20 protein-coding genes are annotated in these 22,615 nt (G+C 67.8%); 6 read left to right on the top strand and 14 right to left on the bottom strand.

Features of this window, described 5'->3' with window-relative positions:
- Positions 1 to 27: 27 nt before the first annotated feature.
- The 3 genes from AB0P08_RS13925 to AB0P08_RS13915 all read right to left on the bottom strand — a co-directional run bounded on the left by AB0P08_RS13925 (position 28) and on the right by AB0P08_RS13915 (position 3,371).
- Positions 28 to 678, bottom strand: coding sequence for a dihydrofolate reductase family protein (locus AB0P08_RS13925; RefSeq protein ID WP_363590236.1), 651 nt, complete (start codon positions 676 to 678; stop codon positions 28 to 30).
- A gap of 97 nt (positions 679 to 775) precedes the next feature.
- Complete coding sequence (locus tag AB0P08_RS13920; RefSeq protein ID WP_259953747.1) at positions 776 to 1,834, bottom strand: LLM class flavin-dependent oxidoreductase; 1,059 nt, start codon at positions 1,832 to 1,834, stop codon at positions 776 to 778.
- A 28-nt stretch (positions 1,835 to 1,862) separates the two neighbouring features.
- Positions 1,863 to 3,371, bottom strand: a complete 1,509-nt coding sequence (locus tag AB0P08_RS13915) for a class I SAM-dependent methyltransferase (RefSeq protein ID WP_522727316.1) — start codon at positions 3,369 to 3,371, stop codon at positions 1,863 to 1,865.
- 96 nt (positions 3,372 to 3,467) lie between these two features.
- On the opposite strand from AB0P08_RS13915, the gene AB0P08_RS13910 reads away from it, so the two are divergent.
- The 4 genes from AB0P08_RS13910 (at position 3,468) to trxA (ending at position 8,718) form a co-directional block, all read left to right on the top strand.
- Positions 3,468 to 5,663: a DUF6049 family protein gene (locus tag AB0P08_RS13910; RefSeq protein ID WP_363590234.1), complete on the top strand. Its 2,196-nt coding sequence runs from the start codon at positions 3,468 to 3,470 to the stop codon at positions 5,661 to 5,663.
- Entirely contained in the window at positions 5,656 to 7,272 is a 1,617-nt protein-coding gene (murJ, locus tag AB0P08_RS13905; protein WP_363590233.1) for a murein biosynthesis integral membrane protein MurJ, read from the top strand. The genes AB0P08_RS13910 and murJ overlap by 8 nt, the downstream gene beginning before the upstream one ends.
- 79 nt (positions 7,273 to 7,351) lie before the next feature.
- Positions 7,352 to 8,326, top strand: a complete 975-nt coding sequence (trxB, locus tag AB0P08_RS13900) for a thioredoxin-disulfide reductase (protein ID WP_363590232.1) — start codon at positions 7,352 to 7,354, stop codon at positions 8,324 to 8,326.
- A gap of 68 nt (positions 8,327 to 8,394) precedes the next feature.
- The gene (gene trxA, locus AB0P08_RS13895; RefSeq protein WP_025102859.1) at positions 8,395 to 8,718 is read left to right on the top strand and encodes a thioredoxin; all 324 of its coding nucleotides are present in this window, start codon (positions 8,395 to 8,397) and stop codon (positions 8,716 to 8,718) included.
- Between the two features lie 71 nt (positions 8,719 to 8,789).
- Here trxA and AB0P08_RS13890 read toward each other — a convergent pair whose 3' ends face one another.
- The 11 genes from AB0P08_RS13890 to rpmH all read right to left on the bottom strand — a co-directional run bounded on the left by AB0P08_RS13890 (position 8,790) and on the right by rpmH (position 19,262).
- The gene (locus AB0P08_RS13890; protein WP_363590231.1) at positions 8,790 to 9,314 is read right to left on the bottom strand and encodes a GrpB family protein; all 525 of its coding nucleotides are present in this window, start codon (positions 9,312 to 9,314) and stop codon (positions 8,790 to 8,792) included.
- A 6-nt stretch (positions 9,315 to 9,320) separates the two neighbouring features.
- The gene (locus AB0P08_RS13885; protein WP_363590230.1) at positions 9,321 to 9,656 is read right to left on the bottom strand and encodes a tryptophan synthase subunit alpha; all 336 of its coding nucleotides are present in this window, start codon (positions 9,654 to 9,656) and stop codon (positions 9,321 to 9,323) included.
- A gap of 9 nt (positions 9,657 to 9,665) precedes the next feature.
- A complete protein-coding gene (locus tag AB0P08_RS13880; protein ID WP_187662780.1) occupies positions 9,666 to 11,114 on the bottom strand; it encodes a sugar porter family MFS transporter in 1,449 nt (482 codons plus the stop codon).
- A 61-nt stretch (positions 11,115 to 11,175) separates the two neighbouring features.
- Entirely contained in the window at positions 11,176 to 12,150 is a 975-nt protein-coding gene (locus AB0P08_RS13875) for a ParB/RepB/Spo0J family partition protein (protein WP_363590229.1), read from the bottom strand.
- Entirely contained in the window at positions 12,150 to 13,022 is an 873-nt protein-coding gene (locus AB0P08_RS13870; RefSeq protein WP_315636775.1) for a ParA family protein, read from the bottom strand. The genes AB0P08_RS13875 and AB0P08_RS13870 overlap by 1 nt, the downstream gene beginning before the upstream one ends.
- Before the next feature lie 3,164 nt (positions 13,023 to 16,186).
- Positions 16,187 to 16,834 (bottom strand): 16S rRNA (guanine(527)-N(7))-methyltransferase RsmG, encoded by a 648-nt coding sequence (gene rsmG / locus AB0P08_RS13865; RefSeq protein WP_363590228.1) that lies wholly within the window; start codon positions 16,832 to 16,834, stop codon positions 16,187 to 16,189.
- A 24-nt stretch (positions 16,835 to 16,858) separates the two neighbouring features.
- A complete protein-coding gene (locus AB0P08_RS13860; RefSeq protein WP_187662783.1) occupies positions 16,859 to 17,350 on the bottom strand; it encodes a Jag family protein in 492 nt (163 codons plus the stop codon).
- Complete coding sequence (yidC, locus tag AB0P08_RS13855; protein WP_363590227.1) at positions 17,347 to 18,417, bottom strand: membrane protein insertase YidC; 1,071 nt, start codon at positions 18,415 to 18,417, stop codon at positions 17,347 to 17,349. Before yidC ends, AB0P08_RS13860 begins: the two co-directional genes overlap by 4 nt.
- A gap of 3 nt (positions 18,418 to 18,420) precedes the next feature.
- Positions 18,421 to 18,771, bottom strand: a complete 351-nt coding sequence (gene yidD / locus AB0P08_RS13850; protein ID WP_062637723.1) for a membrane protein insertion efficiency factor YidD — start codon at positions 18,769 to 18,771, stop codon at positions 18,421 to 18,423.
- A complete protein-coding gene (gene rnpA, locus AB0P08_RS13845; protein ID WP_081811539.1) occupies positions 18,768 to 19,118 on the bottom strand; it encodes a ribonuclease P protein component in 351 nt (116 codons plus the stop codon). The genes yidD and rnpA overlap by 4 nt, the downstream gene beginning before the upstream one ends.
- A gap of 6 nt (positions 19,119 to 19,124) precedes the next feature.
- Complete coding sequence (gene rpmH / locus AB0P08_RS13840) at positions 19,125 to 19,262, bottom strand: 50S ribosomal protein L34 (protein WP_022879826.1); 138 nt, start codon at positions 19,260 to 19,262, stop codon at positions 19,125 to 19,127.
- A gap of 314 nt (positions 19,263 to 19,576) precedes the next feature.
- Here rpmH and dnaA point away from each other — a divergent pair, with 314 nt between their 5' ends.
- Both dnaA and dnaN read left to right on the top strand, forming a co-directional pair.
- Positions 19,577 to 20,968 carry a chromosomal replication initiator protein DnaA gene (dnaA, locus tag AB0P08_RS13835; protein ID WP_187662787.1) on the top strand — a complete coding sequence of 464 codons (1,392 nt, stop codon included), beginning with the start codon at positions 19,577 to 19,579 and terminating at the stop codon, positions 20,966 to 20,968.
- A gap of 485 nt (positions 20,969 to 21,453) precedes the next feature.
- Positions 21,454 to 22,596, top strand: coding sequence for a DNA polymerase III subunit beta (gene dnaN / locus AB0P08_RS13830; protein ID WP_259954814.1), 1,143 nt, complete (start codon positions 21,454 to 21,456; stop codon positions 22,594 to 22,596).
- Positions 22,597 to 22,615 lie beyond the last annotated feature (19 nt).

The following is a 22,615-nucleotide window of genomic DNA, read 5'->3' as shown; positions in this document are numbered from 1 at the left end:
GTGACTCTGCGACCGCGCCCCGGTGGCTCAGCCCTCGCGGGAGAACGTGATGTGGGTCACGCCGGACTCCGCGACCTCGGAGGTCACGCGATAGCCGGCCTCGAGGCCGCGCAGGTCGTCCCACAGCCGGATGCCGCTGCCGGTGAGGATGGGGGTGATGCCGACGTGCAGGTCGTCGACGAGCCCGGCGCGCAGGAACTCCCGGACCGTGGTCGCCCCGCCGCCGACGCGCACGTCACGTCCTCCGGCCACGGCCACGGCTTCCCGCAGCGCCTCCTCCGGGGTCGCGGAGAGGAAGCGGAAGCTCGTGCCGTTCGCGAACTCGATCGGCGGCCGCGGGGTGTGGGTGAGGACGAACACCGGCACCTCGAACGGCGGCTCCTCGCCCCACCAGCCGCGCCACTCCGGGTCGTCCGGGTTCGCATGGAGCCCGAACATCCCGGCCCCCATGATCTCGGCGCCGATGCCCTGGAAGTACTGCGCCGCGTACTTCTCGTCCACCCCGGTGGTGCCCGCACCACTCGTGTCGTGGAAGACGCGCTCCTGGAAGGTGCGGGTCGCCGTGTAGGCCGCGGTGAGTCGTCCCCAGTCCTCGCCGAACGGGTTCTCCGGGGTCTGATCGGTCGTCGTGGCGAAGCCGTCGAGAGTGATGTTGAGGTCGACGCGCACGCGGGTCATGGTGCCTCCGAAGCGGTGGGGATGGGCACCGGTCGGCGCGCCGTCCCCAGCGTCGGGCGTTCCGCGGCCGCTGTCAAGAGCGGACCGCCGTACCGGATCAGACCACGGGGTCGCCCTGGACCGGTCCCTCCGTGTTGGGCTTCCACCCGAGGGCCGGCGCCACGTGCTCCGCGAACGCCTCGAGCACGTGGAGGTTGTACTCCGGCCCGAGCTGGTTCGGGATCGTCAGCATGAGGGTGTCCGCGGCCATGACGGCTTCGTCCTGCCGGAGCTGCTCGATGAGCACATCGGGCTCCGCGGCGTAGGTCTTGCCGAACGTGGAGCGGAACCCGTCGATGATGCCGATCTGGTCGCCGTTCTCCTCGCTGCGCAGCCCGAAATAGGCGCGGTCCATGTCCGACACGAGCGGGAACACGCTCCGGCTGACCGACACGCGAGGCGTCCCGGTGTGGCCGGCCTCACGGTAGGCGGAGCGGAAGAGCTCGATCTGCTCGCGCTGCAGCTCGTGGAAGGGCTGACCGGTGGCCTCCGTCACGAGCGTCGAGCTCATCATGTTGAGCCCCTTGCGGCCGGTCTCCTCGGCCGTCGCGCGCGAACCCGAGCCCCACCAGATGTGGTCGCGCAGCGTGGGGGACTGCGGCTCGATCGCGAGGTACTGTCCCGCACCCACCATCCGGGGGTCGCCGGGAGCGAGTCGCTCGCCGTCGATGGCGCGGAGGAAGATCTCGAACTTCTCCCGTGCGAGCACGCTGCCGCGCTCCGGGTCCTCCTCGTCGCGGAAGCCGAAGGTCTCGTAGCCGCGCAGCGCCGTCTCGGGTGACCCGCGGCTCACGCCGAGCGCGATACGGCCGTCCGCGATGAGGTCGAGTGCGGCCGCCTCCTCGGCGAACTGGAACGGGTTCTCGTACCTCATGTCGATCACGCCGGTGCCGACCTCGATGCGCTCGGTGCGCGCGGCCATGGCCGTCAGCAGCGGCATCGGGGACGCCGCCTGGCGTGCCCAGTGGTGCACGCGGACGTAGGCGCCGTTGACGCCGAGCTCGTCGGCGCCCTCCGCGATCTCGATGGTCTGCTTCAGCATGTCGCCCGCCGTGCGGGTGGCCGAGCCGGGCACGTCGGCGTAGTGACCGAACGAGAGGAATCCGAAAGCCTTCATGGTGTATTCGAACGCATGGAAGCCGGGACTATTCCCCCGGGAGCAGGAAGCCGTCGAGGACGAGCCCGCGGATGCGCGGCTCGAGCTCCGCCCACAGCTGCGCGAATGGCACCTCGAAGAGGTCCGCGAGGGCGGGGGCGATCTGCAGCACCTGGAGCTCGCCGTCGCACGCGCCGACGAAGCCGGCCAGCGCGGGGTCCACCGCGACGGTGCGCGCGAACCCGCCGCCCTGACGCAGCTCGATCACGCTCGGGTCGTCGTTACCGGGGAGAAGGTGGCGCGCCTCGGTGACGTCCGGAGCCACGACGAGGGTGTCGGGCAGCCCTGCGGCGAGCGCATCGTGGGCCGCGAGCCCGAGGCCGAGCGCCGCGCCCACGTTCGCCACGGGCTGCGTCACCCGCTCCGATCGCCGCAGCGGCTCGCCCCGCCCGCGGCGGAGCAGCACATAGCCGAAGCCGATCGCGGTCACGCCGCGCGCCGCGAAGTCGTCGAGCCACGCGGTCAGCAGCGGAGTGAAGGCGGCATCGCGCGGTGTGATCCCGCCGTCCCTGATCCACAGCTCGGCATAGGCGAGAGGGGACAGCTCCTCCCGCTCCACGACCCACAGGTCGAGGTCAGCGGGCACCCACGCGTCCAGCCGCGCGAGGCCGGTGATGCCCGTCCGCGACTCCCAGTTGCCCAGCAGCTGCGCGATGCCGCCCGGGGTGAGGTGCGCCGGTGCCGTGCGGACGAACTGCTCGACCAGTGCGTCGCCGACCAGACCGCCGTCGCGATACTCGTAGGCGGGCACCCCCGCCGTGCGCGGGGTGATCACGAACGGCGGGTTCGAGACGATGAGGTCGAACGCCTCCCCGGCGACCGGCTCGAACATGCTCCCGTGACGGAACTCGATGTTCGTGACCCCGTTCAGTTGCGCGTTCAGCGCGGCGTAGGCGAGGGCGCGGCGGGAGACGTCGGTGGCCACGACCCGGCCGGCGCGTCGTGCCACGAGGAGCGCCTGGATGCCGCAGCCCGTGCCGAGGTCGAGGGCACGATCCACCGCGAGCGGGACGACCGTCTCAGCGAGCGTGCGGGAGGCTCCGCCCACACCGAGGACGTGGTCGGCGGGCAGCGGGCCGTCGAGGGCGACCTCGTCCAGGTCGCTGGCGATCCACCATTCCCCGACTCCGTCCTCGTCGACGAACGACTGCGGGCGCAGCAGCGCGCTCGGCGTCACGGTGTCGGCGTCGGTCGTCGCCATCCCCAGAGCCTCCAGCCCGTCCACGCCGAGGGTGGGCAGGGCGCGCTCCACCGCCGCTCGGGGCTGCGGAAGCCCGAGCACCAGGAGGCGTCCGAGGGTCGCGAGGACCCCCTCATCCTCGGCGATCGCCCGAAGGATGGGCTCGCGCAGACCACGGGCGAGTGCATCATCCGCCTCCTCGCCCCAGAGACGTCGCAGCGGCTCGGATCGGAGATCGGCGGCATCGAGATCCGCGGCGAACGCAGCGCTGCGGAGCGGGTCGGGGCGGGGGGCGGGGGTGTCGGACACGGCCGTCACTCTACGCGTCTTCAGGGTTCTCCTCCGTCCGGCCTCCTAGAATCACAGGGTCAGTACTCACGATCCGCCTCTCCCCGGCGTTCGAGGAAGACCTTCATGACCGCGATCACTCCCCCGACGGGCCTCCGCGCGCGTGCGCGCCGGCTCGCGGCGTTCGTGGTGGCCGCCGGCGTCTGCGCGGTGGGTGTCGCCGGTCCCGCGATGGCGGCCGACCAGCCCGCCGCGGACGACGACCACCGTGTCGAACTGCACGTCACGGCGGGTCTACGCGGCACCGTCGCGCCGGGCACGTCGACGTCGGCCGTGGTCACGATCGAGAACGAGACCGAGGCGGAGCTCTCCGCGGGTCGCGTCGAGATCGAGCTCGGGAGCACGCCACTGACCGACGACGATGCCGTGACCGGATGGCTGGACGAGGGACAGGCCGCCGGTTCCTTCCTCTCCCTCGGCGAAGAGGCCACCAAGCCGGCGGAGGCGGGCGGATCCGCCACCACCACCGTGTTCGTGCCGCAGGAGACGCTGAAGCCGTTGAAACCGGGGGTGTACCCGCTGCGGGCCACCCTGAGCGATGCCGGTACGGAGGACGCCGAGGGGGAGCGCACCACCACCTGGGACACCAGCGCGACGAGCGTCCTCGTGGTCAGCTCCAGCCCGACCAGTCCGGTCGGCGTCCTCGTGCCCATCACCGCCACCCCGGCCGGCGGCGCCCTCCTGAGCGCTGACGAGCTCACGGAGCTGACCGCCCCGGACGGCGACCTCACCGCGCAGCTCGACGGCGTCGCCGGGACGACGGCTGTGCTCGCGGTCGATCCCGCCATCCTCACCTCGATCCGCGCACTGGGCACCGCGGCTCCCTCCACGGCGAGCGACTGGCTGCAGAGGCTCGACGAACTCCCCAACGCCCGCTTCGCCCTGCAGTTCGGCGATGCCGACCTCACGGTGCAGGCGCAGGCCGGTCTGCCCGAGGCGCTGGCGCCGCTGCCGCTGACCTCGCTGCTCGATCCCGCGGCCTTCCCGCAGCAGCGCGCCGTGACACCGACGAACACCCCCGCCGCCACCGCCGATCCCTCGGCGACGCCGACCGACGGGCCCGCGCTTCCCACCGACGACGAGCTCGCGGAGATCGACGGCGCGGTCCCGGGAATCGTCTGGCCGGAGAGCGACCTCACGCAGGCTGACCTCGCGTCGTTCACCGGCTACCTGGGCGGCACCGCCACGACGGTCGTGTCGTCCGAGACGGTCGGCGGTCAGAGTGCGGCTCATGCGACGGCGGGCGGACAGGACCTGCTCGTCACCGACGGGGCCACGTCGGCGGCCCTCTCCGCAGCGGCGACCGAATCCGGCTCGGCTCCCCGCCAGGGGCTGCTGGCAGAGGCGGCAGCGCGGCTCTTCCTCGCCGGTGCCCGGGCGCCTGGCGCTCCGCTCCTCATCGGCCTGGAGCGCGACGAGAGTCGTCCCGCAGAGGCCCTTCGTGACGCGATCTCCACCGCGGACTCCATCGGCTTCGAGCTCTCGGCGGTGCGGGCGGCCCCTGCCGTCGCGGTGACACTGCCGGAGACGGCCGCGGCGACCCGGGCGTCCGACCTCACGAACCTCCTCGCCGATGAGCGCTCCCTCACCGCTTTCGCGACCATCCTCAGTGACCCCCTCGTGCTGCTGAGCCCGGAGCGGATCCGGATCCTGCGCACCATCGCGGTCGGTTCCTCCGCGGAAGCCTTCACCGAGAAGGTCGCGGCCCATCGCGCGCGCACCACCGAGACCCTCGGCGCCGTCAGCATCCCCGACTCCAGCACCATCCAGCTCCTCACGGCCAACGCCGACCTCCCCATCGCCGTGCGCAACGACCTCCCGTGGCCGGTGACGGTGCGGTTGTACGCCTCCCCCACCGATCCGCGCCTCGAGGTGACACCTGTGATCGACGTCGCCGTCCAGGCGAGCTCGACCACGAGGGCGAAGGTGCCGGTGTCGGCCCGGGTCGGCAGCGGCGAGCTCGACCTGCGCCTCAGTCTGACCAGCCCGACCGGTGTCCCGATCCAGTCCGAGCAGACCATCCGGGTCGCGGTGCGCGCGGAATGGGAGACCATCGGCCTGGTGGTCTTCGGCGGCCTCGCCGTGCTGCTCATCGCCCTCGGGGTGGTGCGCACGGTGCGCCGGAAGCGTCGGGAGGCCATCGAGGAGCAGGCCGTGGAGGCCGCCGTCGAGGAACTGATCGAGGAGAAGGAAGCGGAAGCCGCGGTGCAGGAGCGCCCCGACGGCCCGGATGCCCCTCCCACGAAGGAGTCGCGTGACTAGTCTCGGGCGCGCCAGCGCCATCATCGGCGCGGGCACCCTGGTCTCCCGCGTGACCGGGCTGCTGCGCAGCATCGTCCTCGTGGCCGTGATCGGCTCGTTCAAGTCGGGCCCGGCCGACGCCTTCGCCTCGGCGAACACGCTCCCGAACAGCGTCTTCTCCCTCATCTCCGTCGGCATCCTCACCGCGGTGATCGTGCCGCAGATCGTCAAGGCCACCGCCGACGCCGACGGGGGCAACGCGTTCATCTCGAAGCTCTTCACCCTCGGGACGGTCGTGCTCGTCGCCGTCACGGCTCTCGCCACGATCGCAGCGCCCTGGCTCGTGCAGATCGTGGCAGGCGGGCTCTCCTCGGCGACCCAGGCGCTCGCGACCGCGCTCGCGTACTGGTGTCTCCCGCAGATCCTCTTCTACGGTCTGTACGCCCTGTTGGGCGAAGCCCTGAACGCGCGGCGCATCTTCGGTCCGTTCACCTGGGCGCCGGTCGTCAACAACATCGTCTCGATCATCGGATTCCTGATCCTGGGATGGGCGTTCTCGCCGGTGTCCCGCGACTCCGCCGACTGGACGCCGGAGATGATCGCCCTGCTCGGCGGCACGGCGACCCTCGGCATCGCTGTGCAGGCGCTCGTCCTGCTGCTTTTCTGGCGTCGGACGGGCCTCTCGCTCCGCCCCGATTTCCAGTGGCGGGGCGTCGGCCTCGGCAACGTGGGAAAGCTCGCGGGATGGACGTTCCTGATGGCGTTCGCCTCACTGTCCGCCGGCGTGCTGCAGGGCAACATCGTCAGCAACGCCTCGGAGTCGGGCGCCTCGCTCGCCGTGACCACGAACGCCTGGCTCATCTTCATGCTCCCCTACTCGGTCATCGTGCTGTCGATCGGGACCCCGTACTTCACGCAGATCAGCGAGCACGCCGCCGCCGGGCGGCACGACGAGGTCCGCGGAGACATCTCGCGCAGCATCCGCACGCTGCTGTTCTTCATCGTCGCCGCCGTCGCCGCGGTGGCCGCTGCGGCGATCCCCGCCTCCCGTGTCTTCACCGAGAGTGCTTCCGACGCCGAGGGGGCGGCCGTCGTCCTCCTCTGCTACCTGGTGAGCCTGATCCCCCTCACGATCCTGTTCATCGTGCAGCGCACGTTCTACGCGTACGACGACACTCGCACGCCCTTCTGGTTCACGATCTTCCAGTGCGCGCTGATCGTCGTGACCGCGCTGGGAGCCGTCGCCCTGCTGTCGGCGGAGGTCATCGACCTCACGCAGCTGGCCGCCGCCGTGGCTCTGGGGCAGTCCATCGCCAGCACGCTGCAGACGATCGTCGCCACCTGGCTGCTGCATCGCAAGATCGGCGGCATCGGAATCCTGTCCTGGCTGCGTGCGCTCGCGCTGTTCGCGGTCGCCGCGATCCCGGCGGGGCTCGCCGGATGGGGAACGTTCCTCCTGATCGGGGGGACGACCGGATGGGCCACGTCCGGAGTCATCCCCGGCGCCCTGGCGACCGCCGTCGTCGGCCTCGTCGTCGTGATCGTCTACGTCGCGATCCTCGCGGTCTTCCGCGCCCCGGAGCTGAAGGCCGCCGGCGGGCTCGTCCGCCGCTTCCTGCCCGGCCGCTGACGTGGGAATGCCCCGCGGTTACCATGGGTTGAAGCAGTCGGACGTCTTTCGACGGCACCGCTTTTCTAACGGAGATCACATGCGTCAGGTCATCATCATCGGCTCCGGCCCCGCCGGATTCACGGCTGCCATCTACGCGGCGCGCGCGAACCTGGAGCCGCTCCTCATCGCGAGCTCCGTCGAGGTCGGCGGCGAGCTCATGAACACGACCGAGGTGGAGAACTACCCCGGCTTCCCGGAGGGCATCCAGGGCCCTGAGCTCATGGCGAAGTTCCAGGAGCAGGCCGAGAAGTTCGGCACCGAGGTGCTCTACGACGACGTCACGGAGCTCGATGTCGCCGGCCCCGTCAAGAAGGTCACCCTCGGTTCGGGCGCCACCCACGAGGCCAAGACCATCATCTACGCCACCGGTTCGGCCTACCGCAAGCTCGGGATCGCGGGCGAGGAGCGTCTCTCCGGTTTCGGCGTCTCCTGGTGCGCCACCTGCGACGGCTTCTTCTTCCGTCAGAAGACCATCGCGGTCGTCGGCGGCGGCGACTCGGCGATGGAGGAAGCCACCTTCCTCACGCGTTTCGCGGACAAGGTGTACGTCATCCACCGCAAGGACTCCCTCCGCGCCTCGAAGATCATGCAGGAGCGCGCCTTCGCGAACGAGAAGATCGAGTTCGTGTGGAACAGCGAGGTCGTCGAGATCCTGGGCGACACCGCCGTCTCCGGCGTGCAGCTGCGTTCCACGGAGGACGGGTCGCTGCGCGACCTCCCTCTCGACGGCCTGTTCATCGCGATCGGCAACGACCCGCGCACGCACCTCGTGCACGAGAAGCTCGAGCTCACGCCCGAAGGGACGATCTGGGTCGACGGACGCTCCTCGCGGACGTCGGTCCCCGGTGTCTTCGCCGCCGGTGACGTGATCGACCCCACCTACCGCCAGGCCATCACCGCCGCCGGGACGGGCACGATCGCGGCCCTCGACGCCGAGCACTTCCTCGCCGACCTCGAGGACTCCTCCGTCGAGGTCCCCGCGGCCGAGGCCGCCGAGGTCATCACGGCCTGACGACGGCCGGGAACACTTTCCCCCCGCCCGTTGTTGCAACAGGCGAACCTCGAACAAGGAGAACTCTGATGAGTGCAAAGGCAACGAGCCAGGCGACCTGGGAGCAGGACGTGCTGCAGGCCGATGGTCCCGTGCTGGTGGACTTCTGGGCCGAGTGGTGCGGTCCGTGTCGTATGGTCGCGCCGGTGCTGGACGAGATCCAGTCCGACAACCCCGACAAGATCACCATCCTCAAGCTCAACGTGGACGAGAACCCGGAGCTGGCCATGAAGTACCAGATCACGTCGATCCCGGCGATGAAGGTCTTCCAGGGCGGAGAGGTCAAGACGACGATCATCGGCGCCAAGCCGAAGTTCGCCCTCGAGCAGGATCTCGCCGCTTTCCTCGGCTGATCCCCACGACCACGAGAAGGGCCGCGCCTCCGGGCGCGGCCCTTCTCGCATGCTCGGCCAGCCTAGGGTGATCAGCGCTTGTCGTACACGTCCACCGGCTCGAGCCCGCGTGCTGCCCGCGCCCTGTCGACGATCTCCTGGATGACGGCGGTCTTCGCTGCGTTGTAGGAGGAGTTCCGCTCCTCCGCCGCCCGCGCTGCGTCGTGCTTGACGCGTTCGTATCGCTCCGCATCGTCCGGGTGCGCGCACAACCAGTCCCGCAGCAGGCGCTGAGGCGCGGCATCCCATTCGGCTGCCGTGAAGAAGTGTGCGATGGCGAGGCGCTCCCCGGCCGCCTCCATGATCATCACCGGATGAGTGCGGATTCCGCTGCCGGTGTGCCATCCCACCGACTCCAACGCGGACCGGTACGCGTCGAACTCCCCTCCTGTCTGCACCCGCACCGCAAGGTCGACGATCGGTTTCGCGTTCATCCCAGGAATGGCCGTCGAACCGATGTGCTCGACGATCCAGCCGTCCACCCCCGCAGCACGGATCGAGGCCGCGAACTCCTCGAATCGCTGCGGCCATGACGGGTCGTAGGGAACGAGGAGCATCGGTCGTCAGGAGGCGTCGGCGATGCGAGGGTCCCAGCGACGATGGCGCTGCTTCTCGTCCAGGAGTCCCCAGACGGCCGGTGTGAGCTCCGGGTACTCCAGGGCGATCTGGCGCAGCACGCGGTAATGCCGCGCGGCGTTGGGACGTATCCCGTCGTTGGCGGCGATGTTGTCGGCGCGCAGCAGGTAGACGACGAGTTCGTCGACACTGGGCAGCTCCTCCATGAACTCCCAGGGGTCCTCACCGCCGAGCAGGCGCTCCTGGACGAGGACGGCGAGTTCGTCCGAGGCCTCGGCGCGCAGCACTTCCAGGCTGGCGCGACGGGGGACGGACTCGGTCATCCCTCCAGCCTACGCGCGTGCGCGACGGGGTCGGCGCTCCACCTTCGCATCCTCGCTCATGTCCTCGAGCTCGCGGCCCTTGGTCTCCGGCACCTTGAAGAACACGAAGAAGAACGACAGCAGCGCGAAGAAGGCGTAGAAGCCGTACGCGAAGGTGAGGCCGATCTCCGCGAACGCGGGGAACGTCGTCGAGATGAAGAAGTTCGCCACCCACTGCGCCGCGGCAGCCACGGCCAAAGCGCCCGCACGGATCGAGTTGGGGAAGATCTCGCCCAGGAGCACCCACACGAGCGGCCCCCAGCTCGCACCGAAGAACACCACGAAGCCGTTGGCGCAGACGAGGGCGACGGTGGCCCAGGGGTCGGGAAGCGTCGCGGTGCCCGAGGCGTCCAGCGTGCCGAACGAGAAGGCGAGCGCCATGAGTCCCAGGGTCACCGTCATGCCGACGGAGCCGACGAGCAGCATGATCCGGCGTCCGATCCGGTCGACGAGCAGGATCGCGACGATCGTGACGACGATGTTGGTCACAGAGGTGATGACGGACGTGAGGAGGGCACTGGACTCGTCGAATCCGACCGACTGCCACAGCGTCGTGGAGTAGTAGAAGATCACGTTGATGCCGACGAACTGCTGGAACACCGACAGCAGGATGCCGACCCAGACGATCGGCTTGAGGCCGAGACGGCTGCCTCGCAGGTCTCGCAGCGACTCGGAGCGCTCCGTGTCGATCGTGCCCGTGATCTCCTTGATCTTCGCCTCGGTATCGATCGTCCCGGTCACGGTCTGGAGCACTTCCGCGGCACGCTTCACTTCGCCCTTGCGCACCAGGTAGCGCGGGGATTCCGGCAGCCGGAGCGACATCAACCCGTAGACGAGCGCGGGGATGGCCGCGACCATGAACATCCATCGCCAGGCGGTCAGGCCCCAGAGCGGCTGGTCGGCCTCCCCCGCGATGCCGGCGAGCAGGGCGTCCGACAGCAGGGCGGCGAAGATGCCGAGGACGATGGCGAGCTGCTGCAACGAGCCCAGACGACCGCGGATCGCAGCGGGAGACACCTCCGCGATGTAGGCGGGGGCGATCACCGAAGCCGCGCCGACGCCGAGGCCGCCGATCACACGCCAGACGATGAGGTCGACGACGCTGAACGCGAGTCCGGAGCCGATCGCCGAGACGAAGAACATCGCCGCGGCGACAACCATCACCGGGATGCGTCCGAACTTGTTCGACACCGGGCCGGCGAACCAGGCGCCGACCGCACAGCCGATCAGGGCGGAGGAGACAGCGAAGCCCTTGAGACCCGTGCCGAGGTCGAACCCTGAGACATCTCCCGCCAGGGCGTCGACAGCACCGTTGATCACCGCGGTGTCGAATCCGAAGAGGAATCCGCCCAGAGCCGCCGCAATACTGACGGCGATCACGCGACGCTTGATACTCGCTGGATCAGCTGGTCTGGACATGACATCCCCCTCGCATCGACAAGATGACGCGAGTCTATGTCACCCCCGACCAGGGGCGGGGTCAGCGCGCGGAGCCGTACCCTTCTTCGCCGAGCTCCTCGAGAATGCGGTTCAGGTCCTGGATCGAAGCGAAATCGATCGTGACCTGGCCTTTGCGAGCGCCCAGTGCGATCCGGACGCGGGTGTCGAGCCGGTCCCCCAGCTTGCCGGCGACCTCATCCAGGTACGCCCGCCGCGCCCCGGGGGTGGGCTTGGGAGTCTTCCCTGCGGAGGGCTGCGACTTGGCCGCCTCTTCCGTGGCACGGACGGAGAGGTCTTCGTTGACGACCTTGTCCGCCAGGCGCTGCATGGCCTCCGGCGAGTCCACGCTCAGGATCGCGCGCGCGTGTCCGGCGGACAGGACACCAGCGGCCACCCGCTGCTGCACGGGGACAGGAAGCTTGAGCAGGCGGATGGTGTTGCTGATCTGCGGACGGGAACGCCCGATGCGCGTGGCGAGCTCCTCCTGCGTGATGCCGAAGTCGTCGAGGAGCTGCTGGTAGGCCGACGCCTCTTCCAACGGATTCAGCTCCGAGCGGTGGAGATTCTCCAGCAGCGCGTCCCGCAGCAGGTCCTCATCGGCGGTATCCCGGACGATGGCCGGGATCGACTCGAGTCCGGCCTCGCGGGCAGCCCGCGTGCGCCGCTCCCCCATGATGAGTTCGTACTCGCCGTCGCTGTTCTTCCGGACCACCACCGGCTGCAGCACGCCGAACTCGCGGACGCTGTGCACGAGCTCCGCGAGGTCCTCCGGGTTGAAGTGCGTGCGCGGCTGGCGGGGGTTGGGGACGATCGCCTGCGGGTCGACCTGGATCAGGTGGATCCCGGGCACCGCCTCGAGCTCAGCCTCGGGTGCCGCGTCGGTCTTCGCGGAGGGAGCCTCGGGTGCCGGAGCGAGCTTCGCGCCCGGGAAGAACACGTCGACAGGACGTTCTGCCTGGTCCGCCGTCGGGATGAGGGCGCCGATGCCGCGGCCGAGTCCAGTGCGCTTCGCCATTATTTCTCCTTGCTCTGCGTCTGTCGCGACGCGATCTCGACGGCGGCCTCACGGTAGGCGATCGCTCCGGCGGACTGACCGTCGTAGGCGATGACCGTCTGGCCGAAACTGGGGGCTTCCGATACGCGTACGGACCGCGGAATCACGGTGTCCAGCACCTGTGACGGGAAGTGCGAGCGCACTTCCTCCGCAACCTGCTGCGCCAGACGCGTCCGCCCGTCGAACATCGTCAGGAGGATCGTCGAGAGATGGAGGCTCGGATTCAGGTGCTTCTGGATCATCTGGATGCTGCCGAGCAGCTGGCTCAGGCCTTCCAGGGCGTAGTACTCGCACTGGATCGGGATGAAGACCTCGTTCGCCGCGGTGAACGCGTTGATCGTGAGGAGTCCGAGCGATGGGGGGCAATCGATGATGACGAAGTCGACAGGGTTGTCGACGAGGTAGTCCTCCAGAGCGCGGCGAAGTCGGTGCTCCCGGGCGACCTGTGCGACGAGTTCGATCTCGGCACCCGCGAGGTGGATGGTGCTCGGCGCACAGAAGAGATTGGGGCTCTCCGGACTGGGCTGCACGATCTCCGCGAGCGGGAACTCGTCGATGAGGACGTCATAGACGCTCGGTGTGTCGGCATTGTGCGGCACCCCGAGCGCCGTGGAGGCGTTCCCCTGAGGGTCCAGGTCGATGACGAGCACCTTCGCACCCAGACCTGCCAATGCCGAAGCGATGTTGACGGCGCTCGTGGTCTTACCCACGCCACCCTTCTGGTTCGACACCGTCAGGATTCGCGTGTCTCCCCCGAACTCCACGGTGACTGCTTCGAGCGCGCGGCGACGAACGGAGAGATCCGCGATTTCTCGCGCGAGGGGGGTGTCCATCCCGAACGATTCGTTCGACGATGCCTTCTCGGACTGTTTCACGTGAAACATCCACTCCTTTCGGGACCGCGTTCCACTCTAATCGCAGCGACCGACGTCGGATCACAGGCACGACCGGGCGGCAGAGATGCTTCCCGTCCGCGCACTTCCGCATACACGCCGACAGTCAGCTCCGGTGAGGTTCGTTTCACGTGAAACGACGGCTTCAGCACGGCCCGCTGAACGCGGCTTTCGTCACCGGTGGCTTCGCGCAACTCGATGCCGACGAAGGGCGAAGGGACGCCCCAGCGCTGGTAGCGGCGTCCCGTGCTGAGACGGGTGGGTGAGTCACGCGACTGGGGACCCGACCTCGCCACCGAAGCGTGCTCGCGAGCCGACCTCGTGCCCCTCCTCGATGAGAGCGCCTGGCGGTCCGGCGTAGCTTCTCCGCGTCGTCCGGCTCGACGCCACATTTCTCGAGGCCCAGTCCCGCGCTCGCAAACCTCCGCCTCCCCACCTCACTCGGGTACCTTGTCGCAGCTTCCACGCGGGGTGCCTGCCGCGGTCAGGCGAATCCGCGACCGCGTCCTTCTGGATAACCCCTGCCTACACCCGCGAGCCACCGCTCTGCCGGGCACCTCCCCCGCAGAGCACGCGGATCCTTCACGCTTACACCTTCGGCCGGGAGGACGCCAGCGTCGCGCGGCACCGATCCGGTCCGCGGGTGCCCCGTGCTCCGTATGACAGCGCGACAGGCGCGCCGCGTCGTTCTCGCCTCTCCATGACCTGCCCGCCCGCACAACTCGCGGAGCATCGAACGGCTGCCTCCGCCAGCGTCCGAGCCGGCAGGTGGACGAAGGATAGCGCGGCATGGGGGCACCGACCCCCAATCTGGCCCGTCCCTTCGCCCTTTGCGACGGCTCGTCTCCCGTGAATCCGCCGCCTGATCGCGGTCTGTTTCACGTGAAACACGACCCGTCCTGACCTGTTCACATCCGTTCACCATCTCGGCCACGCACAGCAGCACGTGTTCCCAGCCGCTGCTCGGGTCGCCACGACGACGGAGCACACCTGGGAGCAGTTCTGGCGCGGAGGGATTTCCCTTCACGGCGATGCCCATCGAACGACGTGGCGTCGCCCATCCACGCACATCACTCGGCATGCGTACTCGAAGTGTGTGGAACGACCGTCGCTCAAGAGCCATCTGCGTCACGCCAGCGATAGCCCCCCGGCGGCGGCTGGGCACGTTCACGCCCGACTTTCGCGCAAACGCCGCACTCCCCTTCCTGTCCACACCGTCCATAGCGAGGATCAGAGCTCGTCGCAGCAGGTCCGCCGCGGACCCCTATAGAGAGGAGGCACCACGGCACGTCTGCCACAGCGGCGCTCGGTCACACCGTTGCCCAATCCTCCGCGGGAAGGCCGATCACCGGGGCGTGCCCACACTTCGAGGGACACCGTTGAGCATCAAGGCCAGCCCCGGGTGTCCGGAGTCATTCCCCGGACGAAACACGAGACGAGGCATGAGCGCCTCTGCCGCAGCGGCCAAAAGCTCCAAAGCCCAGTCCCGCGTCAAGGCACTCACCGGCCCCCTCCACACATGGACACACACCATCCAATGCCAGGCCTGCACCGGTTACACCCCGTCTCCCCCGACGACACTCGAGACGAGGAACGAGGGATCCGATAGCGCCGCAGAAAGGTTCAGAGGCCACTCCTCCGAAGAAGGCCACTCACCGGGTGCCTTTACACGTCGACACACCATCGAACGCCAGGGCCCGGCCCGGTTGCCCCGAGTCGTCATTGACCAGGCACGGGACGAAGTATCGCGCCGCCTCCCCAGCCGCAGAACCCGGCGACACCATCACACTTTCCCACGAGAATGCCGCCCGCCGGCTCCAGTCCAGGCTTCGAGGCACACCCCGAACGTCACTGACAGGACTGGTGGCACCATGTCCGTCTCAGCCGGCAGAGGAAACGAGGCACCGAGGCACCCCTGCGGTAGCTTCGCCGCGCGGATGACGTTCTTGCCTGTCGACACCCCCGCGGGGACCTCCACTGCCGCAGCGACCTGCAGGAGCCAGCGGTACGACCCAGTCGACTCTGACGAGGGCTCCCCCCGACGACCGATGACACGTTCGCCCCGTGCCGCGCTCACCGTCACCACACGCTGCGCACGCGCTGAGGATCAGTGCCCCTCAGCGCAAGGACGGGCACTCGGGCACCGTGGGAGCCACCCCGAGAAACCGACTGTTTCACGTGAAACAGTCATTCAAGATCGCTGTGACTGAGGGATACCTCCCCCACTTCCGAATGGGCCATGGCAAACGGTCGGAGATGGTCAGCGGACGAGGTACGCCGCGTGCGATAACTCGTCGAAGCGAATCGCGCGACGTTTCACGTGAAACAGTTGTGTGTCTGATGTGACCACGCCGACCGCGATCCCACCTCCCGCGTCTAACCCACGGGAGGTTCTGCGATCCGCAGCCCACCACGCCGCACCGTGAAGACAGCACACCCCGCCCGCTGACCCACCAGCACGGGCAGGTATCAGTGTCGAGCAGAAGGGCACTCAACGAGCAGTGCGTCCGATGACCTCGCCGGAGACCATCACTTCTGACCCACGGACCGCCCGGGGGCAGCGCCCCACGCTCCTTGGCTCGATCGGTGGATGCCCCACCGGTCTCCACACGCGCTTTCAAAAAGGACTCGGGGACGTTGATGAGTACGCCCGTCCACAGCTCCGATGCCAGGGAGTTGTGTGGCGGCGCCTACCCATTCCCTCCTCCGAGGCCTGCCTCCGGAGACGTGATACTCGCCTCTGACCGCCTCGGTGAAGATGCTCCCGCGATGGATGAACCTTACGCCGCCGAACCCAGCGCTCCCGACAACCGTGTCAGACAGAGGTCGGTCACCGTTTCCGGTTCACCGTAACTGGAGCAACCAGACACCGACGTCGCCGATGCACCCAGTGAACGCGATTCCCGACTCAGCGCCTTCGGAGCCGAGAGTAGCGTCCTACCGCACTGCTCCGACACTCGTTGTTGTTTCACGTGAAACATGGCCTGTCCGGGCGGACTCCATGCGTGAGGGGGCACAGCCTTTTCGGATCAGTCGATCAAGAGGTAGTGCCCACCAAAGCAGGCCACTCTGACGGCAGAGTTTCACGTGAAACGACAATGTCCTCAGCGCACGTGGGCACGGACGACCCGGGTCGTCTCGGGAAGCAGTCCCTCGCCCAGAACCTCGACGCGAACGTCGGAGAGTGTGAACTTCGCGATCTGCTTCCGCGCCGCCTCGATCTCGTTCGCGGCGTTCATGCCCTTCAAGAGGGCGAGTTCACCACCATCGCGCACCAGCGGAGCCGTCAGTGGAATCAAGGTACGCAGCGCGCTCACCGCGCGAGCCGTGACGACGTCGAAGGCACCCTTCGCACGGACGTCCTCCGCACGCGCCCGGAGGATGGTGACGTTCGAGAGCTCGAGATCGTTCACCTGCTCCGTCAACCAGTTGATCCGACGCTCCATCGGCTCGACCAGTGTCCACGACACATCGGGGCGGGCGATGGCGAGCACCAGACCGGGCAGCCCGGCACCAGACCCGATGTCCGCCACGGAACCATGGAAGAGCGGTGCGGCGATCGCGCTGTTCAGGATGTGACGCGTCCACAGGCGGGGCAGTTCGAGCGGTCCGATCAGACCCCGCTCCTCCCCCTCACGGGCGAGGGAGTCCGTGAACCGCCGAGCGATCTCCAGGCGGTCTCCGAAAAGATCGGCAGCGACAGTCGGCTCCTGCTCGACGGTCTTCTCGCCGGAATCGCTCGTCTCAGACACCCGCCAGTACTCGCCTTCGGTACGTCAGTGACGACGCAGGACCGTGTGACGGTCCGCGCCCTCGCCGTACGACTCGGAGACGAGCCCTCGCTCGGCAGCGATGTCGTGGACCAGCTTGCGCTCGTAGCTCGACATCGCCGGCAGCGACGCCTGCGACGAGCCCTCATCGAGCTTGGCGGCCGCCGCCTCGACCAGGGTCACGAGCTGCCGGCGGCGCGTGTCGCGGGATCCTCCGATGTCGAGGATGAGACGCGAGAACGAGCCGGTCTTGTTCTGCACCGCGAGACGCGTGAGCTCCTGCAGCGCCTGCACCGTGTCTGGAGCGGAGAGCAGCGCGAGGCCGTCACCCTCGGCCTCGACCGAGACGTAGGCACGCCCCTGCCGGACATCGAGGTTCAGGTCGCCGTCGATGTCGGCGATGTCCAGCAGCTCCTCGAGGTAGTCCGCGGCCACATCGCCTTCGTTCTCGAGCTGCGCCACAGTGGGCTCCGTGCTCCCGGTCACGACCTCACTCATGACGCGTTCCCCTTCTTCTTCGCGCGCTTCTTGCCGACCGGCTGCTGTCGCTTCGGTGCCTCGGCCTTCGCCTTCTCGGCCTGCTCCAGCAGACGCTGCTGCTCTGCCTCGTACACCGACATCGGCACGACCTTGCCCGAGGAATCGATGGCCTTGCCCTTACGCGCCAGACGCTCTTCGCGCGCCTTCGCCGCCTCCGAGCCCGGGGTGGGCATCTCACGGATGACGAGGAACTGCTGGCCCATGGTCCAGAGGTTCGAGATGAACCAGTACACGACGACACCGAGCGGGAAGAAGACACCGGAGAAGATGAAGCCCAGCGGCAGCACGTAGAGCATGATCTTCTGCATCTGGTACGCCTGGCCGGTCTTGGCCTCCGGCGAGAGGTTCTTCGAGATGATCTGCAGCTGGGTGAAGAACTGCGACGCGATCATCAGGACGACCAGGGTGACGAGGATGATGATCGCCGTGACGTTCTGGGCCTCGATCGCATTGCCGAGGTTCTCGTGCAGCGACGCGACGCCGAAGAGCTTCGCGTCGTAGAACTCCTTCGTGAGCTCCGGGCTCAGCAGGCCCACGCCACCCACGTTGTCGCGGGCGTGCTTGCTGACGTCGCTCAGCACGCTGTAGAGCGAGAAGAAGATCGGCATCTGCACGAGCAGCGGCAGACAGCTCGACATCGGCGTCGTGCCGTGCTTCTTGTACAGCGCCATCGTCTCGCGGCTCATCGCCTCACGAGAGAGCTGATCCTTCTTGCCGCGGTACTTCTCCTGAACTTTCCGCAGTTCAGGAGCGATTTCCATCATCTTGCGCTGGCTCTTGATCTGCTTCACGAACAGCGGGATGAGCGCTGCACGGACCACGATCACGAGGCCGACGATCGAGAGGACCCAGGTGATGCCCGAGGCCGCAGGAAGACCGACGGCGGTCAGCAGCCAATGCCAGGCGACGAGGATGAGCTCGACGACCCACTTCAGCGGCCACAGGATCGTGCCGAGCAGGTCGAATCCGCCGGATGCCGGCTCCGGGCTGGGGGTGGCACTGGCGAACAGAAGGTCAAGACCCACCGATCAGTCCTTTCGGGAGGGGACGACGAAACCGTGTGCGGTCAGGTCGTAGCGGAAGTGTCGGTGCGGTGTGACGTCGTCGACGCCTCCGCGAGACCAGGGATTGCAGCGGAGGATGCGCCACGCCGAGAGCAGAGCCCCCCGCACGGCGCCGTGCTGCTGCACCGCACCTACAGCGTAGGCGGAACAGGAGGGATAGTACGCACACACGTCTCCGTACATCGGCGAGACCACCTTGCGGTACCCCGCGAGAAAAGCCAGCACGGCGTTGCGAGGAAGGAGGGGAATGCTCCGGAGCACGTCGCGTCCGTGCATTTCCCCCGTGCCCACCGACGACGCTGGCAACGCGGTCATGATGTGGCCTCGACGGGCGCGAGCCGCGCCAGACAGCGGTGCACGTCACTCCGAAGTTCCGCGTAGGAGGCGGTCGCGGACGCAGGAAGGGCACGGATGACGACATCCGTGCCCTGAGGAACACGCGGGAGCGCCTCCGCACAGACGGCTTTGAGTCGCCGACGGACGGTGTTGCGCACCACGGCCGTGCCCACCTGCTTGCTGATGATGAAGCCGAACCGCGCGGCCCTGCTCTCGCCCGTCGCCAGCATGGAGGTGAGGACGCGGGCCCCGCCACAACGCGATCCGCGTCGAACGACCAGTCGGTAGTCGCTCCCGCGGGTCAAACGGAACGGGCGGGCGAGCACAGCTGCTTACGCGGAAAGCTCGGTACGGCCCTTCGCGCGGCGTGCCGAGAGGATGGCACGGCCGGCGCGGGTACGCATGCGGGCACGGAAGCCGTGCTTCTTGGCGCGACGACGGTTGTTGGGCTGGAAGGTGCGCTTGCTCATGAGATCACTCCGGGAATGCTGTCACCGGATTCACTTCGACCGGAGACATAGGGAACTGCCAAACAGGCATAAGTCAACCGACTAAGGGTACGTCTTGGCGGCGGACAGGGCAAATCTGCGACCTGTACCGCTTCTCATCCCATGCGTACCGCACAGCCATTATCCACAAGCCGAACGCATCCGCCACATCCAACACGCCCGCGTGTTTTCAAGGGCAGGTTGCCGTTCCGAGCCGGTGTGACTACCGTGGCATCCGAAGTTATCCACAGGGGAACGGCACGTCGACCCCGACCCGATCCGTCGTCCGGAGCACCATGTCCTCACCAGCCCAGCCCGAAGTCCCGATCTGGACCACGGTGCAGGAGCTGCTGGAAGCCGACGATCGGGTCACGCCGCAGCTCCAGGGCTTCCTGAGCCTCGCGGTGCCGGCCGGGGTGATGTCGGCGACCCTGTACCTCGAGGTGCCGAACGACCTCACCGCCGCCCAGATCAACAAGCGCCTCCGCCTGCCCATCATGGAGGCCCTCGCTCACGTCGGCGAAGAGGTCACGTCCTACCGGGTGGTCGTGAACCACGAACTCGCGGACCAGCCCACGGCCCCCATCGCGGTCGCCGACTTCGGTCGCCAGGAGCCGGTGCGCGCCGAGTCGCCGATGGAGCAGCCGACGGCGCTGCGTCACGAGTCCCGCCTCAATCCGAAGTACACCTTCGACAATTTCGTGATCGGCCAGTCCAACCGGTTCGCCCACGCGGCCGCCGTGGCCGTGGCCGAGGCTCCGGCCAAGGCCTACAACCCGCTCTTCATCTACGGCGACTCCGGACTGGGCAAGACACACCTCCTCCACGCCATCGGTGACTACGCGCAGTCCCTTTACGCCGGGGTGAAGGTGCGGTACGTATCGAGCGAGGAGTTCACGAACGACTTCATCAACTCCATCGCCAACAACCGCGGCGCCGCGTTCCAAGCGCGGTACCGCGACGTGGACATCCTCCTCATCGACGACATCCAGTTCCTCCAGGGACGGGCGGAGACGCAGGAGGCGTTCTTCCACACGTTCAACACGCTGCACGACCACAACAAGCAGGTCGTCATCACCAGCGATGTCGCACCGAAGCACCTGACCGGCTTCGAGGACCGCATGCGCAGCCGGTTCGAGTGGGGCCTCATCACCGACGTGCAGGCGCCCGACCTCGAGACCCGTATCGCCATCCTGCGGAAGAAGGCGCAGAGCGAGGCCCTCCACATCCCGGACGAGGTGCTCGAATACATCGCCACGGTCGTGTCCTCGAACATCCGCGAGCTGGAGGGTGCACTCATCCGCGTCTCCGCGTTCGCGAGCCTGAACCGCTCTGCCCTCGACATCTCCCTGGCTCAGACCGTGCTGCGGGACATCATCGACACGGCCGAGGACAACATCATCTCGCCGACCGACATCATCACCGCGACCGCGCAGTACTTCAAGCTCACCGTCGACGACCTCTACGGCTCCAGCCGTTCGCAGCAGATCGCCACCGCACGGCAGATCGCCATGTACCTCTGCCGTGAGCGCACCAGCCTCTCCCTCCCGAAGATCGGTCAGCTCTTCGGCAACCGGGACCACACGACGGTCATGTACGCCTACAAGAAGATCAGCGAACTCATGAAGGAGCGTCGCTCGATCTACAACCAGGTGACCGAGATCACCACGCAGCTCGGTCGTCGCTGACGACCTGCACCCGCGAGAGGGACGCCGCATCCGACACCGGACGGCGTCCCTCTCGGCGTTTCGGCGACATGCATCCGCCGGATAGATGCGTCTATGCACATGTGGATAACTTGTGGATGAACGTGGAACGCGCCGTCGCGAATGTGGGGCGATCGGGGAAACCTGTGGATAACCGCGGGACGGCGAAACGACGACCGACCCCTGTCCACCCGCGGATTCCTCAGGGTCTCCACAAGTGACACGTGTGTAGTTCCCTACTCGCGCCTGCTTTCCACCGACTTATCCACAGTATCCACAGGTGTTAACACCGTTAAGGAGTTAAGTCATTCAGGGTGCGATCCGATCACCAGACGGTGGGGAGAACCGGCGGCGGCATGACAAGTCCTCCGGCGTAGGGAACCGCAGGACTGTGGGGCTAGCATGGGATTCCCTGCAGTGGCAGGACCCGACGACGACCCGTCATGTTCGACGACAAGGGAGCACCCGTGAGGTTTCAGGTCAACCGCGATGTCTTCAGCGAGGCTGTGTCCTTCGTCGTCAAGCTGCTGCCCCAGCGCAATCCACAGCCGATCCTCGCCGGTGTCCTGATCGAGGCGGACGGCTCCGGACTCACGCTCTCGGCCTTCGACTACGAAGCATCCGCACGGACGACCATCGAGGCGACGGTCGAGACACCGGGCACGATCCTCGTCCACGGGCGGCTGCTCTCCGACATCGCGAGCCGCCTCCCGAACGCTCCCATCGAGATCGCCGTCGAGGATGACGGCGGAATCGCCGTGACCTGTGGCTCGGCTCGCTTCACCCTCGCGGCCATGCCGGTCGAGGAATACCCGTCCATTCCCGAGGTGTCCGGATCCTCCGGCGTCGTCCCGGCCGACGATTTCGGCACGGCGATCGCGCAGGTCGGCTTCGCCGCGTCCCGTGACGACGTGACTCCCGTGCTGACGGGTGTCCAGCTCGAGGTCACCGGCCAGACGCTCAGCCTCGTCGCCACCGACCGCTACCGGGTCTCGCTCCGCGACGTGCCCTGGGACGGCGAGGCCGTCGAGGCCACCGCACTCGTTCCCGCCCGCACCCTCGTCGAGGTCGGCAAGACGTTCGGTCACGCCGGCACGATCCAGATCGCCTTCTCGGGTGCCGGGGATCGCGAGATCATCGCGTTCACCGCCGGCAACAAGACCGTGACGTCGCTGCTCATCAAGGGCAACTTCCCCCCGGTCCGCCGCCTCTTCCCCGAGCAGACCGACCACTACGCCGTCGTCAACACGGCCGATCTCATCGAGGCCGTCCGCCGTGTCTCCCTCGTGCTCGACCGCGCAGCGCCACTGCGTTTCACGTTCTCGACCGACAGCGTCACGATGGATGCATCGGGCAGCGAGCACGCCCGCGCGTCCGAGTCGGTCGACGCGATCCTCTCCGGCGGCGACGAGGTGACGCTGGGTCTCAACCCGCAGTACCTCATCGAAGCCCTCGGTGCGGTCAAGAGCGAGTTCGTGCGGGTGACCTTCACCTCCAGCGACAACGCCAACAAGCTGAGCCCGGTCCTCATCACCAGTCAGACGTCGGTCGACCAGGCCGGTCTGGACTCGTTCAAGTACCTCCTTCAGCCCAACCTCCTCCTGCGCTGAGCGCCCCCGGCCCCGAGGG

The organism is Microbacterium meiriae (assembly GCF_040686935.1).
Classification (GTDB): Bacteria; Actinomycetota; Actinomycetes; order Actinomycetales; family Microbacteriaceae; genus Microbacterium; species Microbacterium meiriae.
This window is presented reverse-complemented; position numbering and strand designations above follow the sequence as displayed.

Coding starts and splice junctions, on each gene's coding strand:
- rpmH (WP_022879826.1), bottom strand. CDS start 19,262: ATGAGCAAGCGCACCTTCCAGCCCAACAACCGTCGTCGCGCCAAGAAG.
- AB0P08_RS13860 (WP_187662783.1), bottom strand. CDS start 17,350: ATGAGTGAGGTCGTGACCGGGAGCACGGAGCCCACTGTGGCGCAGCTC.
- AB0P08_RS13925 (WP_363590236.1), bottom strand. CDS start 678: ATGACCCGCGTGCGCGTCGACCTCAACATCACTCTCGACGGCTTCGCC.
- trxA (WP_025102859.1), top strand. CDS start 8,395: ATGAGTGCAAAGGCAACGAGCCAGGCGACCTGGGAGCAGGACGTGCTG.
- AB0P08_RS13885 (WP_363590230.1), bottom strand. CDS start 9,656: ATGACCGAGTCCGTCCCCCGTCGCGCCAGCCTGGAAGTGCTGCGCGCC.
- AB0P08_RS13880 (WP_187662780.1), bottom strand. CDS start 11,114: ATGTCCAGACCAGCTGATCCAGCGAGTATCAAGCGTCGCGTGATCGCC.
- trxB (WP_363590232.1), top strand. CDS start 7,352: ATGCGTCAGGTCATCATCATCGGCTCCGGCCCCGCCGGATTCACGGCT.
- AB0P08_RS13910 (WP_363590234.1), top strand. CDS start 3,468: ATGACCGCGATCACTCCCCCGACGGGCCTCCGCGCGCGTGCGCGCCGG.
- dnaA (WP_187662787.1), top strand. CDS start 19,577: ATGTCCTCACCAGCCCAGCCCGAAGTCCCGATCTGGACCACGGTGCAG.
- AB0P08_RS13920 (WP_259953747.1), bottom strand. CDS start 1,834: ATGAAGGCTTTCGGATTCCTCTCGTTCGGTCACTACGCCGACGTGCCC.
- AB0P08_RS13870 (WP_315636775.1), bottom strand. CDS start 13,022: ATGGACACCCCCCTCGCGCGAGAAATCGCGGATCTCTCCGTTCGTCGC.
- AB0P08_RS13875 (WP_363590229.1), bottom strand. CDS start 12,150: ATGGCGAAGCGCACTGGACTCGGCCGCGGCATCGGCGCCCTCATCCCG.
- AB0P08_RS13890 (WP_363590231.1), bottom strand. CDS start 9,314: ATGCTCCTCGTTCCCTACGACCCGTCATGGCCGCAGCGATTCGAGGAG.
- yidD (WP_062637723.1), bottom strand. CDS start 18,771: ATGACCGCGTTGCCAGCGTCGTCGGTGGGCACGGGGGAAATGCACGGA.